The organism is Gemmatimonadota bacterium (assembly GCA_009692115.1).
Classification (GTDB): Bacteria; Gemmatimonadota; Gemmatimonadetes; order Gemmatimonadales; family GWC2-71-9; genus SHZU01.
The window spans coordinates 1-14,974 of sequence record SHZU01000021.1 but is presented as its reverse complement, the minus strand read 5'-3'; the positions used below and the strand labels follow the sequence as shown (position 1 = coordinate 14,974).

The window sequence follows — 14,974 nt, the reverse complement described above, 5'->3', positions numbered from 1 at the left end:
AAATCCTCCGAAAGCCCGGTATACGCATGCAGCTTGGCGACGACGCTGGTGCGCTCGGCGTCGCTCAGGCGGGAACCCTTTGAGAGCGCTTGCTGATACTCACCGAGGGCGAATTCCTTGACCTGTTCGAGGAACGCCGGAAGGCTGGCCGGCCGCGGCGCTGGGAGCTTGTTGTGGTACCAGGCGCTCGCCGCCATGGTGGGGAGATAGAGTTGGTAGGTGATCTCGAGGCTGTTCGGCGGGCTCCCGAAATCGACGAATGCGTTGAGCCACGACGACACCAGCACCAAGCCGTTCATCGCGACGCCGCGGCCCTGGAGCGCATTGGCCAACCCCGCGGCGCGAGTGGTGCCGTAGGATTCGCCGAGCAAGTATTTCGGCGAGTTCCACCGGTTGTTGACCGTGATATAGCGGACGATGAAGTCGCCGAAGGCCTTGATGTCGGGGTCGACCCCGAAGAAGTCCTTGGGCTGTCCCTTCCCGACGATCCGGCTGAAACCCGTCCCCATGGCGTCGATGAAGACGAGGTCGGTGCGGTCGATCAACGAGTGGGGGTTGTCGTTGACGGTGTAGGGCGGCGGCGGCGTAAAAGACGGGGCGTTGGTCTCGACCTTCACCGGAGCGAAGGAACCCAGATGGAGCCAGACCGACGAGGAGCCCGGGCCGCCGTTGAAGACGAAGGTGACGGGCCGCTTCCGGAGATCGGCGCCGTCCCGAGTGTAGGCTACGTAGAAGAAGCTCCCGATGGCGGCGGCCGAGTCGTTCCGGACGAGCAGGGTGCCGGCCCGGGCGGAATACCGGATCACCTGGCCGTCGATCGTGACCGCATGGGGCGTGACCACCGATGACTCGGCGGGGACCGGCTTCGGCAGCGAGTCGGGGGTGGGGTGGGTCGGCTGTTGGGCGACCACGACCAGGGCAAGCAAATGAAGTGGCATGCGAGAGTATGGGCCCCTGTTTGGACATCCGCAAGCAGGGCCGGCCGGTTGCGTTCGCGGCCGCGAAAGCGGCCGGGGCGGCCGTAAGGCCACCCCGGTCCGCGCGGCTTACCTCATCGAGTGGCGCTCAGGTTCGGGTTGTTGTTCCGCTCGATGTCCGGAAGCGGCAGGCAACGTTGGTTGCCGTAGTTCCCGCCCTGGGGGTGCACCGTGCCGGCCGGTGGATTGAGCGGCAGGTTGTAGCGGAGAATGTCGTAGGACCGATGGCCATCCGCGAAGAACTCGCGGCTCCGCTCGTCGATAATCTGGTTCTTGATCACGGCCGGATCGGTGCTGGCAAACGTGGCCGGAAGCCCGACCCGGGTGTGCAGTGCATTGATGATGCCGACGGCCGTCTGGCCGCCCACCGCTTCGGCCAAGATCAACTGGGCCTCGACGCCGGTCGCGAGCGCGATTGGCGAATCTTGCAGTGGATATTTCGACGTCAGCCACAGCCGCCGGGTCGGATCGGAGGACGGACGGCCGGCATCAGCCACTTTGAGCCTCGGATCGGGCACCCCGCCGAAAGACAGATTACGGAACGGCGCCGACACGATCATCCCGTTGGTCCGGAAGTGCATGTTGGTGAGCTGATTCTGGCTCCGGAAGGCCGCCGCGTTGTAGTTGGCGTTCCAGACGAAGCCGACCGGGATCCCCCCGGCATCCTGGCCCGCTTCCGCGAGCTTGCCGAGGTTGAGTCGCGCCCGGGCCCGGCCCACCGTGGCCATCCGGGCCAATTCGGGCTTCCCGGCCGCCGTCGCGGCCGTAATCGCCTCGGTGAACTTGGTCTCGGCCTGCTGGAACACCTGGGCCGGCGTCAACTCCGGTCCCTGGTCGATGGCCGCCGAGCAGAAGCCTTCGCCTAACAAGATTCTGCTGTATCCGCCGTACGCCAGTGCGGTGGCGATCAGCCCTTTTCGGTCCGGCACCTCCGTGTCGGTCCAGCCGTTCAGCAGGGCCAGGGCATTGTCCGCCGTATACCGCGCGGTCGAGATCGGTCGGTAGGTTCCGAGCGACACTTGGCTGGCCAGGCAGTTCCCAACCGCATAGGTACCGCTGCTGGCTTCCTGGGTCCGCCGATCCCAGTCGAAGAAGAGGGCCGCCCCGCCGGCGCTTTCGAACTCATCGGACAAGAGTCCCATCCCGACGACATAGGCGCCGAGGGCGCACTCGAAATCGGACACCGCGCCGTTGACGATCAACTGCGCATTGGCCGGATCCTGGAGGGCTTCCTCGGTGATCTGGGTTTGGGTCTGGACGTCAAGCAGGCCGCAACCCACGGTCCCGGCGCTGAGCCCGATCAAGCCGATCAGGGCGAGGCGTTCGAATCGAAAGTGAGTCATCATATCGTTATCGCTCCTGTCGCTTAAAAGGTGAGGCTGATGGTGGTCTTGAACTGGGCCAGCTGTGGTGTCTGGGCCTGATCGACCCGGACATACTGCTCGCCGACGAAGAACGTTTCGGGGTCGATCCCGCTGTAACCCGTCCAGGTGTGGAGGTTTCGGGCCGACAGGGTAATCCGGGCGGTCGAAGCCCGGAACGAACGGGCCAGCCGCTCAGGCACGGTGTAGCTGACGGAAATCTCGCGGAGCTTGGCGAAGCTGGCGTCTTCGATGAAGGTGGACCGGAAGGTCGATCCGAAGGCATCATTCGCGAGGACGACGGGATCGACGCCCGCTCGTTCGTAGTTGCGGAGGCAGGTCTTGAAGATCTGGCACTGGGCCCGAGCCTTGTTCTGGGTGATGAAGGCCCCGAGCTTGAAGTCGACCATGGTGAAGAACTGGACCCGTTTCATCAACGTCACGCTGGTCTGGAACGACCCCTCGCGATCGGGGGTCGTCCGCCCGGCGTAGACGCGGGGCGCAACCGCGTTGCCGCCGGCGTCGAAGCAGGGCGTGGTGCCCCCTTTGCCGTCGTCGCAGAGCGACGAGCCTCGGATCGGCCGGTTGGAAGCATCGAGTTGGGCGCTGACCACCTTCCGGACCCAATTGCCGCCCAACGGATAGCCGACCGCATGCCGGTGATCGACCCGCGGGGTGCCGAATAGCTGCACGATGTTGATGAAATCGACCCCGCCGAGGTCGAGCACCTTGTTCCAGTTCTTGGAGAAGTTGAAGGCAAAATCCCACGCCAGATTCGGACGGCTGATCGGCGAGCCCCGGAGTTGCAGCTCGACGCCGCGGTTCTGGATCTTGGCCGTATTGACCAGCAACGAACCCGGGAAGCCGGTTGAAGGCGAGATGTCCCGGTTGAAGAGCCCGCCGACCGTCTTTTGCGAGTAGAAGGTGAAGTCGACCGAGATCTTGTCGCTGAAGAGACCCGCGTCGAAGCCCAGCTCCAGCTCCTTGCCGCGTTCCGGCTCGAGGTCGGGATTGCCCGGGGACGCCGGAGTCACCGCGCCGCCGCCGTTGCCGCCGGTGGCGGGGGTATAGGTCCGAAGCGAGGCAAACGCGTCGGGCTGTTGGCCGGTTTCGCCGTAGGCGGCGCGCAGTCGGAGGCTCGAGACGAAGGGGACCTTGAAGAACGGCTCTTCGTTCAAGACCCAACTGGCACCCACCTTCGGATAGGTGACGTAGTTGAAGTTCTTGCCGAAGGCGCTGTTGTCGTCGGCCCGGATTGCACCGGTCAGGAAGAACCGGTTCTTGTAGCCGATCTGCTGCTGGACGAAGGCGCCGAACGTCACATTGGTGATCAAGTCTTCGCCGGCAAAGAAGCTATTGGTCGCGGCGTTGATGTTCTCGAGCCCGGCCGCCGGGAACCCCTGGCCGGAGGCGCTCAAGAGGTAGCTCCGCCGCCGGAAGTACTGGACCCCGGCCGACGTGGTCGAGGTGATCGACTTGCTGACGGAGGCCTTGGCGTTGGCCACATAATCGAAGGTCGTGGTGCTGAGATCGTTTCGGAAAATCCACTTCCCGCCGCCGAGATCGGTTGGGGAGCTGAGGAACTCCCGGGCCGCCTGGTTCGGGACCCGGGCCAACTCGCTGTTGTCCTCGCCGACCAAGTCGAGGCCCACCGTTAACCGGTGGTTGAGCCAGGGGAACGGCCGGTGGTGGAACTGGACACTGCCGATCAGTCGCCCGACCCGTTGGGAGGCTTGGAAGTTGTCCCACAGGGTTTCGGGGGGATAGTCAACGAAGCCCCGGAACGGGGTGCCGACGAGCGACGGCGCCCCGAAGAGCGCTTCCACGATGACGCCGCCGCCGCCCTCATAGTTTTGATTGAGCTTGCTCTGGGTCAGCCCGAAGGTGGAGACGACGTCGAGCGTGGACGTCGGCTTGACCGTGAGGCTCACATTGGTGTTGAACCGCCAGAGGTTATTGGTCGGTTCGATTCCGAGATCCCGTTCGTAGGAGGTCCCGATCCGATACTGGGTCGTGGCCGTTCCGCCGCTCAAGCTGGCGTGGTAACCCTGGGTCGAGCCGTTCCGGAAGAGCGGGGTCCCGCGAGCCTTTTCCAAATCGACCAAGTTCACCGAGACCAGTTTGTTCTGGCCGTCCAGTCCGTAGAGCGGCCCGATGCGCTCGGCGGCGTTCTGGAACCAATTGGTCCCTTGGGCCGTGCTCATGGTAAAGACGGGTTTTCCTTCCTTCCCGCGCTTGGTCATGATCTGGATCACGCCATTGGACGCCTCGGTACCGTAAAGCGTGGCGGCCGCCGGTCCCTTGATGATTTCGATGCTCTCGATGCTTTCGGGGTCGATGTCGTTGATCCGCGACACGATACCCGAACTGAAGCCCTGCACCGCGACCCCGGCGCCCTGGGTGTTGTTGATCCGGACTCCGTCGATGTAGAGGAGCGGGGTGTCGTTCAACGCCACGCTGGACGAGCCCCGAATCTTGATCCGGGCCCCGCTGCCGACCGAGCCGCTGCCTTGGAGGACCACGACGCCGGGGGCCTTGCCGTTGATCAGGTTGGAGATGTCCTGCGGCGGCGCCAGTTGGACCACATCGCTCGCGCTGATTGACGACACCGCATTGCCGATGGTGCGCTTCTGGACGGCATCGGCGGTTCCGGTCACGACGAGTTCGTCGAGCCGGACCGGCGCCGGCGTCATCGTGATCCGGACTTCCGTGCTGCCCACCGTCAACGTCTGGGTGAGCGGCTTGTAGCCGATGAGGCGGAATCCGGCCACGACGGAGGTGCCCGAGAGGCCGGTCAATTTGAACCGTCCCCTGCTATCCGTCACCACGGTCTGGCTCCCTCCTTCCACCGTGACCCGGACCTGAATCAGGGGCCGGAGGGTCCCGGCGTCGATGACGGTGCCCGCGACATCCTGCGCGACGGCGGCCGACGCCAGGCTGGACCAGCATAGCGCGCCAGCAAAGAGCACTCTTCTGAAAATCATGAGGTACCTCCCAAGACGACGAGTCGGAGCGGTGGGCGGGCTTGCAAAAAGTGGAATCTTCGCGAATTTGCGCCTCGAACGTTGAAATAGCAAGGATGCGCCGACGATCGATGCCTTGGTAGCCGTTGGGGCCGGCGTCTGGTAGCTTGCAAGCGGTCACTCAAACGGGTCCGATTCGGAGAGAACGCATGAGATTGCCACACCTGCTGGTTGCGTCGATCGTTGCCGGGGCATTGCCTGCCGCGGCCCAGTCACCGATTCCCCCCAAAGAAGAGCAGGTCATGGCCGCCGTCCTGCCACTCCCGGAGAATCTGCGGGCGAGTGCCCGGGTCATCGGCTACGACGCGGCAGGGAAGTTCGTCGAGCTTCGGGCCGGGAGCGGGATGGTCTGTTTGGCGCAGTATCCGAAGGAAAAGGAGTTCCATGTCTCGTGCTATCACCAGTCCTTGGAGCCCTTCATGGCCCGAGGCCGGGAACTCCGGGCCGGCGGCACCCCTTCCACCCAAGTGGACACCGTGCGGTTTGCGGAGGCCAAGGCGGGAACGCTCAAGCTCCCGAGCGGCCCGGCCGCCCTCTATCAACTTTTCGGCGGGACGCTCGATCCGAAAGCCGGCACCATCACCGGGGCGAACCGGTTGTACGTCGTCTACATCCCCTACGCGACCGGGGCGTCGACCGGGCTCCCGGAAAAACCCAAGGGCAATGACCCGTGGCTGATGTCCCCGGGAACCCCGAAGGCCCACATCATGTTCACGCCGTCGATGTAAGGGCCAATCAGGGAATGGCGCTACCCGCTCGGGGGTAGCGCTGCAGCACCCCCGCTTCCTTCATCAACTGCTCGATGGCCGCCGGTTCGACCGGCACAAAGCCTGACAGGTTCTCGATGCCGGTACTCGTCACCAGAAACATGTCCTCCAACCGGATGTAGATCTGCTCTTCGGGCACCCGGAGAGCCGGCTCGATCGTGAACACCATGCCGGCGCGGAGCATGTCGACGGCTCCGCCGTCATCATGCGTTGCCATGCCCACCCAGTGTCCGAGCATCCCGCCCGCGGCGGCCGACGCTTGGTACTCGGCGACGAAGGCTTCGGCCCCCCGCCGGTACTCCGGCTTCGAAAATCGCCAAGCCGCGAGGGTCCGGGCCATCGCGGCCGCCGCTTCTTGTTTGATGGTCCGAATCGGCACGTTCGGCTTCATCGCCGTGATGATGGCCTGATAACTGGCCAGGTAGAATCCGTACAACTCTTTCTGCCCCGGTGAGAACCGGCCGTTGACCGGCCACATCCTGGTCACGTCGCTGTTGTAGTAGCCGACATTCGGGGCGTAGTCCATCAGGACCAGATCGCCGTCGGGCATGGTGCGCTGGTTGGCGTGGTAGTGCGGGTACCAGGCATTGCGCCCGCTTCCGATCAGGCTGTAATAGCTGTCTTCCTGAGCGCCGTTTCGGTGGTAGATGAACTTGGCCACGGCATCGAGCTCGTCTTCGATCACTCCGGGCTCGGTGGAGCGCATCGCCTCCATGAGCGCGAGGCCCGACAGCAGGCTCGATCGCCGGATCAAGGCGATTTCCCGCGGGCTCTTGATCAGGCGGAGGCCGTCGAGCGTCGGGGTCAGGTCGGCGATTTCGAAGCGGGGGAACCGGCTCTTGAGCAGGCCGATGAAATGGCCCTCGCGCGAGGGCCGACCGTCCCACGGATCGGACGCGATGTCGGCGTTGACCCGGAGGCCGAGATCCCGGCTCATCACCGCGCCCTCGGCGGGCGCGTGCGGCGTATAGAGGGTGCGCCCGGCGCGGTTGACCATCCGGCCGAGGTGCTCGCCGAGAAGCTCCGGGCCGAAGACCGCGTGCACCCCGGTCAGCTTGATGACTTCCTCGGCATCTTCGGCCGAGAGCATCCGGCCTTCGCCTCGATCGCGGCCGGCGTTTCGGTGGGGAAGGTAGAGGGTCGTGCGTCCGGTGCCGCCCTCGATCAACAGCAGCAGGTGGGGGGCCTCGACGCCGGACAAGTAATAGGCCTCGTTGCTCTGCCGGAATCGGACATAGCCCTGGGGCGATGGGGCGCCTTGGATGACTGCGATGGCGTCCGGTCCAATGGCGCGCGCCACGGCCAGGCGTCTCGCGGCAAATTCCTCAGGCGGGAAATCGGTCGTAAACGGCGCCACCCCTTCTTGGGCGGTTGCTTGGGGCGCAAGCAGGGCGGCCGCGATGAGGGCCATGACAATCGGGGAGTATCGCATCGGTTACCGAGCCTTCGCGTAGGCGATCCCGTCGGACCAGGCCCCAACGGGTAGGTGCCAGGGGATTTTCCCCGTGGCGAGATCGATGGCGGCCGCTTGGTTCCGTCCCTGGAGCGTGATGTAGACAAATCCGTCGGCGCCGGCCGTAACGCCCTCGGGCGAGGCCGAACCCGGAAACTCCGTGGTCGTCAGGACGTTCTCCGCCGGAACGCTGATCCGAAACCCCGGAGCGTATCCACAGCGCGGCCGGATTTGGTGTCGAGGACCACCACGATGCTGTCGCCGTTGCTCCGCGGTGTTGTCGTTCATGTTGGTGACGACGAGGGTTCCGCGCTCGGGGGCGGAGCCCAGGAAGAGACAGGTGAGCAGCGGCGCAAGCGGTGTCATAGTGCCATCCTAGTGGTGACCGGTACGAGGCGGCCCCGCCGTGGCCCGTCGCGCTTGGTCGAGGATGTAGGCCTGAATCCAGCGGGCCTGCTCGGCGGTGAGGTCCTTGACGAAGGTCGGCATCCCGAGGGCCCGTCGCGCTCCGCCGAGTACAATGGATTCGAAGGCTGTATGGGTAGCGGTCGTAGCCCGTCGGAGGTCCGGGACCGCGCCGCTCTTCACCAGATTGAGATCGGGGCTGTGGCAGCGGTCGCAGTGGAGCGCGGACAGGGCCGCACCCTCCGCCAGCTCCTTGGGCGTCGCGGCGACGGTCGCCGCGGGCGGCGGGATCGGGGTCTCGACCCTAACGACGGATGGCAGGGGCGCATTCTTGCCGAGGGCAAAAACCAGCAGCCGGCCGGGTCCGGTCTTGATGCCCGGATCGACGTACAACAGCGGCGGCGCCACCACGACCGCGACGTACTGGACCTGATCCACCGCATAGGTCATCGGCGCGGCGGCGATCCCGACGCCGGCGTCGTACTCCCACACCGGCTTCCCGTCGTCAGCTCGATACGCCACCAACTTGCCGTCGCCACGGCCTTGAAACACCAGGTTTCCCGCGGTGACAAGAGTGCCGCCGCTCCGGGACACCGGCAGGTCGACCCGCCAGGCTTCTCGGCCATTGATCGGATCCCACGCCACCAGCCGGCCGACGGGCTTGGCGGCCGCCAGCTCCGCGGTGAGAGGTCCTTGGTAGCGGGCATCATACCCGACGGTTTGATCGCTGGCCTTGAGTACGAATTGCGGATCGACGACGTGCATCGCGGGCGCCTGGTCGGTGACGCCGAAATAGACGAACCCCGTGGTGCGGCTGAACGAAATCGGGTGCCAGTTATGGGCCCCAAGATCCGATGGCATCACCAGCGCCCCTTCGCGGCTCGGACGCGCGGCCGGGTTGATGATCGGCCGGCCGGCGGAGTCGATCCCGGTAGCCCAGGTCATTTTGGCGAAGGGCGTCGCGGAAATCAGCACGCCGGTTTCCCGATCGATCACATAGAAGAACCCGTTCTTGTTGGCCTGCATCAGCACGCGCCTGGGCTTCCCCGCGAAGGTCAGGTCGGCAAGGACGATCGGCTGGGTGGCGTCGTAGTCCCAGCTGTCGCCCGGGGTGGTCTGGTAGTGCCAAACGATTTCGCCGGTCGTTGCCTCGAGGGCCACGATCGACGCCGCATAGAGATTGTCGCCGGGGACGGGACCGCGCAGTTCCGGATACCAAGGCGATGCGTTGCCGGTGCCGACGTAGATCAGGCCGAGCGTGGGATCGGAGACAATCGGATCCCAGGGACTGCCGCCGCCCCCGCCTTTCCACCACTCGCCCGACCAGGTCTTGGCCGAGCGTTCGAGGGCCTTCGATTCGAAGCCCTTCGAGGGATCACCGGGCACCATGTAGCTCCGCCACGCGAGTGCGCCGGTCATGGCGTCATAGGCCGCCACGAACCCGCGGACCGCGTACTCCGAGCCGGCGTTCCCGATCACGACCTTGCCGTCCGCGATCCGCGGGGCGCCGGTGATTGCGTAGGGGCCGTCCCTCGGCGTCGTCTGGGCGGTCCAAACCGGTTTGCCGGTGACCTGGTCGATGGCGATCAGCCGGCCGTCGATCGTGGCCACGAACACCCGGCCCCGGTACAGGGCCACCCCGCGGTTCACCACGTCGCAGCAGGCGAACTTGCCGTGATCCTTGGGCACCTCGGGATCGAACCGCCAGAGGAGCTTGCCGGTGCGAGCGTCGATGGCGTAGACCACGCTCCAGGCGCTGGTGGTATAGAGGACGCCGTCGTTGGCAAGGGAAGTGGCCTCGAGGCCATGGAGGGTGCCGAGGTCGGCCCACCAGGCAAGGCCGAGCCGGGCGACCGAAGTATCGTCGATCTGGTGCAGCGGACTCATCCGCTGCTCGGACCAAGTCCGGCCGTGGGTGAGCCAGTTGGCCGAGTCGCGCTCGGCGGCCGCGAGCGTCTTGTCATCGACCTCACGAGTGCGAGCGCAGGCCGTCCCCAACCCCATGGCGGCGGAGAGGACGATCGCGGAGTTCTTGAATCGGAAGCTCACAGCTCATCCATTCGGTTAGGGTACCAGGTCGGTCTTCTTCGGTTCGATCCGGACAATGAACAACCCGCCGTTGATGTCGTTCACATAGGCCAACCCGTTCTTGACGACGACGCCCCACGTCATCGTGAAGTTCGGGATGAAGCCGTCGGGCGACGACACCTGGGCATGGACGATCTCCCGGCGCTGGGCCCGGAGGTCGCCGCGAAGCTCGCCCGAGATGTCGAACGCCCGGAACCCTGCGTTGTAGGCGCCCATATAGAGGGTGTCGCCGGCGACCCACACGTTATGGACGCCGCCGTACTCGGGCTCATACCAGGCCACCGACTTCGGCTTGGTAATATCGCTCACGTCGATGACCTGGAGCCGTCCGTACGCCCGCCCAGTTTTGCTCTGGAGTTCTTCGAAGCCGAAGACCTCGTCGGCGATGAAGACGTAATTCTTGTGCCGCCACGCCGTGTGGGTGCCGCGGATGTAACCGGTGCCGCCGGTAATCTCGGCGTCGCGATAGAGCGAGGGCAGGTCGTACTTGAATTGCGACACGAATTGGGGATTGGTCGGCGTGCCGCCCTTGATCCCGTTGCCGACGTCCAGGATGATCAGCCCGTCATTCCAATAGCTCCCGTAGAGCAAGCCGTCCTGGACATCGATGTCGTGAATGTAGCGGCCGGCCTCGATCGGGGTGTCGGTCCGCCACGTGGCCGCGCGTTTCGGATGGGCCGGATCGTTGATGTCGACCACGTCGATGGCGCCGGTGCCGTCGTTGGTGAGAAAGACGTGGCTCCCGTACTTGGGGTCGGTGTAGACGAACGCCGAGTGGACCCCGGCGGTCACGCCGTCGGTGAAGTCGGCCACCTTCTTGGGGTGGAGGGGGTCGTCCAAGGTGGCGATGACGATCCCGTTCTTCCGGTTCGAGGCGCCTTCGCGGGTGAACACCAGCACCTTGCCGTCGGCGGTTGTCATCACGTCGTTCAGGGTCCGCATGTCGTCTTGGATCGAGTCGACGATGGTCGGCTTGGCCGGGTCGCTGATGTCGACCGTGTAGAGCCGGTCGCCGCCGCGGGTGGTGCCGAGGTAAGCCACCTTGCCGTTCGGATGAAGCCAGACTTCGGAGGTTTCGAGCTTGGAGCGGACCAACTGCCCGACCACGGTCGCCTTCCGGCGCACCTCGCGCGGGGTGACCACCACCGTGGCGACGGTGCTTAAGCTGCCGAGATTTCCGGTGATCAGGTATTGCCCGGTCTCATAGGCGACGAAGTTGCCGTCGGCCTCGATCTGTCCGTGGCCGGGCGAAAACGACCAGGTTGGGTTCAGTCCTTCGATGGCCCGGCCGTTCCGGTCCTTCGCGACCATCTGAAACGGCACCACATCGCCCTGCCTGACGGTGGGCCGGTTCGGAGTGATCGCGAGCGAGCTGGGCGCCGGGAGGACGGCCACCCGAAAACTGGTCCGGGCGCGGCCCACCGCCGCCGAGATCTCGGCGGTGCCGGTCGCCACCGCCGTCAGGAGCCCGTCGGCAACGCGGACCACTCCGGGCGCCGAGGAAATCCACGTGGTGGCTCCGGAAGTCGAGTCGCCGAAGGCGGTTTTGAGAAAGGCGGCCAATTGGATCCGCTGCCCGATGACGACCCGGGCCGGCATCGGCGCGATCCTGATCGTGGCGGCCGGTCCGGCGACGATGGTGACCTCGATCCGCCGGGTGAACGGTCGGGCGCCGCCGGGCACGGTGGCAAGGATGGAGATCGGCAAGATGCCGGGCGAGGCGGTGCTGATCAGGCCGGTGGAGTCGACTGCGCCCGCATTGGCGAAGCCGGCGGTCACGAACCGAATCCGGGCGGAGCCGATGACGGCGCCGGAGGCGTCGAGCGCTTCGGCCCGGACCCGGAGGGTGTCGTGGGCGGCGACGACCGGCTGGCTCGGCGTGATCCGGAGCGAGGCGATCGTTGGAGTCTGGAGGGCGGCAAGCACAAAGGCGACACTGATGGACGCAAGCATGGTGGCCTGATTGGAAGGGACTGACGGAAGATACAGCGGAGGGCGTTAGCGGGCCCAATCGAGTTGCTTGGTGAACTTGACGACCACGACTCGATTGACGAGTCCCGGCTCCTCACCGCTGGCGCGGCCTTCGTTGAACACAACGAACAGGCCGGTACCGGCGGGGCCGAGCCACCCGAACCGGATGTTGGCCGACAGACTCTCCGCCTGGTTGCTGTACTGGGTGAGTCCCTGGATGAACACCCGGGGCGAGAAGGCGTACCCGAACCGGAATCCCACCAGGGTCCGGTGGAAACTTCCCTCGGCCAAGTCCACGTCGTCGTAGGACCACCGGAGACTCGAGTTGATCCGGTCGGTGGGCCGGGCGTTGAGCGTCAGGGTGACGCCCTTCTTGTGCCCGGAGTAGAACCCGCCCAGAGTAACTCCGCCGGAAATCGAGTACGGCGAGCTCAAGTTGGTGTTGAAGATCGGCGCCCACTCGAAGTGATCGTAGGTGCCCATTGGAATGATCACGCCCGGCGCGATCTCGAAGGGGGCGCGGAGCGCTTCGCGGGTGAAGTTGACGCCCGGAAGCTCGAAGAACGCGCCGTTGGCAAACACGAAATGAGTGTCGATGTGAAGCAGCCGGCTCTGGGGTTTGCCGTCGAGGTCGTCGTATTGGCGAAAGGTGATGTGCGGCCGGGCTTCCCGGAACCAGGCGAGGTTCGGGGTCCGCAGATGCCGGAGCACCCGGAGGCTGATGAATTGGAACGCGGGCCGTTCGAGATAGCCGACATCCGGCCGGAATCCCGCGTCGACCCGGCGGAACGCGCTGCCGAGCTCCCAGGTTCTGGTGGTGTAGGTTCCGCTCAGATTGACGACGTTGGATCGGCCGGTCGAGCCCGGGGTCTCGGAGTGGGCGGCGTAGCCATCCAATGAAATGGCCTCGCCGATGCCGAGCTTGCCGTCGAGGCCGAAGGTGACATTGTGGTCGCCGGTGCTATCGGTATTGATCCGGCTGACGGCAATGGCGCCGATCCGGGAGCGATGCGGCAGATCGTAGATGACCCGGCCCACCGAGTAGTTGTTCCCGGCTTGGACGTCGAGGAGGCCGAGGGATAGGCGGCCGATCTTGCCTGAGAGCCGCCCGCCGCCGTCGATCGGGACCTGCTGGTTGTTCCGGTCGAGCCCGATCCGGCGGCTGAAGAAGATATCGGCCGATTGGGGGGTCCCGAAGGCAAACACGCCGGCGTTCTCCAGGAAGAACGGCCGCTTCTCAGGAAAGAACAGATTGAACCGGGTCAGGTTGACTTGTTGGTCGTCGGCCTCGACCTGGGCAAAGTCGGTGTTATAGGTCAGGTCAAGCGTTAGGCTCGGCGTGAGGCCGATCTTGGCGTCGGCCCCGAATTCGAGGGCGGCATCGGTGGCCGTGTTGGCCCGGTAGTCTTTTTGCAGCGATCCGACGACTGACGGTGTGAGCAGCAGCGTCCGGGTCGACGGCGGCTCCAGCCCTTCGAGCGATCCGGCCATCGAGACTCGAAACAAGGTGTGCTGCCGAGGCACCGGAGACCAGAAATCCTCTTCGTTCTTCCGGCGGATGAACCGGGCCAGGTTGAGCCCCCACACCTGCGGCTTCCCGCTCCCGTACCGGAGGGTCTCGAACGGAATCCGGAACTCGGCCGACCAGCCCTGCTCGTCAATCGTGGTGCGGACTTCCCAGGTGCCGTCCCAGTTCACGTTCTCGTTGGCGCCGGTGACGCTCGGCGCATTGCCGACCGGGCCGCCAAAGCCGCCTTCGCCTTCCTTGTTGATCTGGCCGTCGTGCTCGACGCCCGCGGGGGTGGTGGCGAACAAGAACCCGTTCTGGCGGTCGCGGAAGGTGTCGAGCAGGATCATGAACGTGTCCTGCTCCTTCAACGCCAAATCGCGCCGGGTTTCGCCGCGGATGATTCCGGCGGGGTTCTGGTCGAACAGCCGAGCGCCGATATAGAGCGCGCCGCGGTCGAACAGGATCCGGACCTCGGTCCGCTCGGTGGCGTCGCGGCCGTCGAACGGCTCGTGCTGCACGAACCCGCCGATGGGGCGGGCGGCGAGCCAGACCGAATCGTCGAGGCGGCCGTCGATGACGGGTCCCTTCGCGATCCGGGTGGCGTGAGCCACGGGCCGGGGCAGCACGGGTGCGGGCTGAGCCGCGAGACTGGCGAGGACAACGGCCGTCGGCAGGAGATCCATGGTCTAAGATACTGCCGCCCGACTGGTCCTTGCCGGGGCTCAGTCTAAGCCTTTAGGCCTGCGAATCTACAGCAATACTCTGGGATTTCTGGGGATTAGGCTGCGGGCCCTGCCGTGTTTCTGGGCAGCCTGGAGGCGGAGCCAAGAGGGTAATCTTTTGACTTTGGGGGCTTTTAAACGATCTTGCTTGGGTGGCGTGATAAGGAATTAGGCTGCGAGCGATCCCCGCGCAACACAATACTAGTTAGGTTGCTTAAGGAGTGTGAATGAATAAAAAAGGTTGGTTAAACCTCTTGTTCATATTTGGGTGCTCAGTTCTCCTTGTTAGCTGTGCCACTCAACCTGTACCTGATACATATGACCCTCCTGGTTTCTTTTCGGGAATTCTTCACGGTCTTACTGCCCCCTTTGCATTCGTAATCAGTTTTTTACTGACGTAAGAATTTATGCATTCCCCAATTCAGGTAAATTGTATGACCTCGGATTTCTTACGGGAATTGCTTCACTCTTCGGTGGCGGAGGGGCTGTAAGTTCGCATGATATGCCATAGCGTTACGGTGGACGCACCCCTGCACGTAGAGTAGGCTTTGGACATCCTTCAACGGAGCACAATCATGATTGTTCACCTAGGGACACGCTTTGCCCTTGTTGCAATCTTCATCAGCGCCGTGTTCGATCCGAACACAGCTCGCGGCCAAACTGCGGAACTCCGAGGGGGGAATCCTCCCCCCTACAT

At 64.8% G+C, this 14,974-nt stretch carries 9 protein-coding genes; 1 reads left to right on the top strand and 8 read right to left on the bottom strand.

Going from position 1 to position 14,974, the window contains the following annotated elements; translation table 11 throughout:
• From EXR94_14630 to EXR94_14620, 3 genes are all read right to left on the bottom strand, one after another.
• Window positions 1-938, bottom strand: a 938-nt coding sequence (locus EXR94_14630) for a peptidase S10 (protein MSR03951.1), incomplete at its 3' end; no start/stop codon positions are given.
• A 113-nt stretch (window positions 939-1,051) separates the two neighbouring features.
• Entirely contained in the window at window positions 1,052-2,323 is a 1,272-nt protein-coding gene (locus tag EXR94_14625) for a RagB/SusD family nutrient uptake outer membrane protein (GenBank protein ID MSR03950.1), read from the bottom strand.
• 20 nt (window positions 2,324-2,343) lie between these two features.
• Window positions 2,344-5,322, bottom strand: a complete 2,979-nt coding sequence (locus tag EXR94_14620) for a SusC/RagA family TonB-linked outer membrane protein (protein ID MSR03949.1) — start codon at window positions 5,320-5,322, stop codon at window positions 2,344-2,346.
• 188 nt (window positions 5,323-5,510) lie between these two features.
• Between EXR94_14620 and EXR94_14615 the strand changes: the two genes are divergently transcribed.
• Window positions 5,511-6,089 (top strand): hypothetical protein, encoded by a 579-nt coding sequence (locus EXR94_14615; protein ID MSR03948.1) that lies wholly within the window; start codon window positions 5,511-5,513, stop codon window positions 6,087-6,089.
• Between the two features lie 7 nt (window positions 6,090-6,096).
• Here the strand turns inward: EXR94_14615 and EXR94_14610 are convergent, their stop codons facing one another.
• From EXR94_14610 to EXR94_14590, 5 genes are read right to left on the bottom strand one after another with little or no spacing between them, the layout of a single operon-like run.
• A complete protein-coding gene (locus tag EXR94_14610; GenBank protein ID MSR03947.1) occupies window positions 6,097-7,560 on the bottom strand; it encodes an aminopeptidase P family protein in 1,464 nt (487 codons plus the stop codon).
• A 3-nt stretch (window positions 7,561-7,563) separates the two neighbouring features.
• Entirely contained in the window at window positions 7,564-7,947 is a 384-nt protein-coding gene (locus EXR94_14605) for a hypothetical protein (protein ID MSR03946.1), read from the bottom strand.
• Window positions 7,948-7,956: 9 nt separating this feature from the next.
• The gene (locus EXR94_14600; GenBank protein ID MSR03945.1) at window positions 7,957-10,035 is read right to left on the bottom strand and encodes a PQQ-dependent dehydrogenase, methanol/ethanol family; all 2,079 of its coding nucleotides are present in this window, start codon (window positions 10,033-10,035) and stop codon (window positions 7,957-7,959) included.
• Window positions 10,036-10,050: 15 nt separating this feature from the next.
• Window positions 10,051-12,027 (bottom strand): hypothetical protein, encoded by a 1,977-nt coding sequence (locus tag EXR94_14595; protein MSR03944.1) that lies wholly within the window; start codon window positions 12,025-12,027, stop codon window positions 10,051-10,053.
• 45 nt (window positions 12,028-12,072) lie between these two features.
• Window positions 12,073-14,238, bottom strand: coding sequence for a hydrolase (locus tag EXR94_14590; GenBank protein ID MSR03943.1), 2,166 nt, complete (start codon window positions 14,236-14,238; stop codon window positions 12,073-12,075).
• Window positions 14,239-14,974: the final 736 nt, after the last annotated feature.

What these genes read in the sequence shown, in the direction of transcription:
- EXR94_14625 (MSR03950.1), bottom strand. Translation starts at nt 2,323, where the DNA reads ATGATGACTCACTTTCGATTCGAACGCCTCGCCCTGATCGGCTTGATC.
- EXR94_14620 (MSR03949.1), bottom strand. Translation starts at nt 5,322, where the DNA reads ATGATTTTCAGAAGAGTGCTCTTTGCTGGCGCGCTATGCTGGTCCAGC.
- EXR94_14615 (MSR03948.1), top strand. Translation starts at nt 5,511, where the DNA reads ATGAGATTGCCACACCTGCTGGTTGCGTCGATCGTTGCCGGGGCATTG.
- EXR94_14610 (MSR03947.1), bottom strand. Translation starts at nt 7,560, where the DNA reads ATGCGATACTCCCCGATTGTCATGGCCCTCATCGCGGCCGCCCTGCTT.
- EXR94_14605 (MSR03946.1), bottom strand. Translation starts at nt 7,947, where the DNA reads ATGACACCGCTTGCGCCGCTGCTCACCTGTCTCTTCCTGGGCTCCGCC.
- EXR94_14595 (MSR03944.1), bottom strand. Translation starts at nt 12,027, where the DNA reads ATGCTTGCGTCCATCAGTGTCGCCTTTGTGCTTGCCGCCCTCCAGACT.
- EXR94_14590 (MSR03943.1), bottom strand. Translation starts at nt 14,238, where the DNA reads ATGGATCTCCTGCCGACGGCCGTTGTCCTCGCCAGTCTCGCGGCTCAG.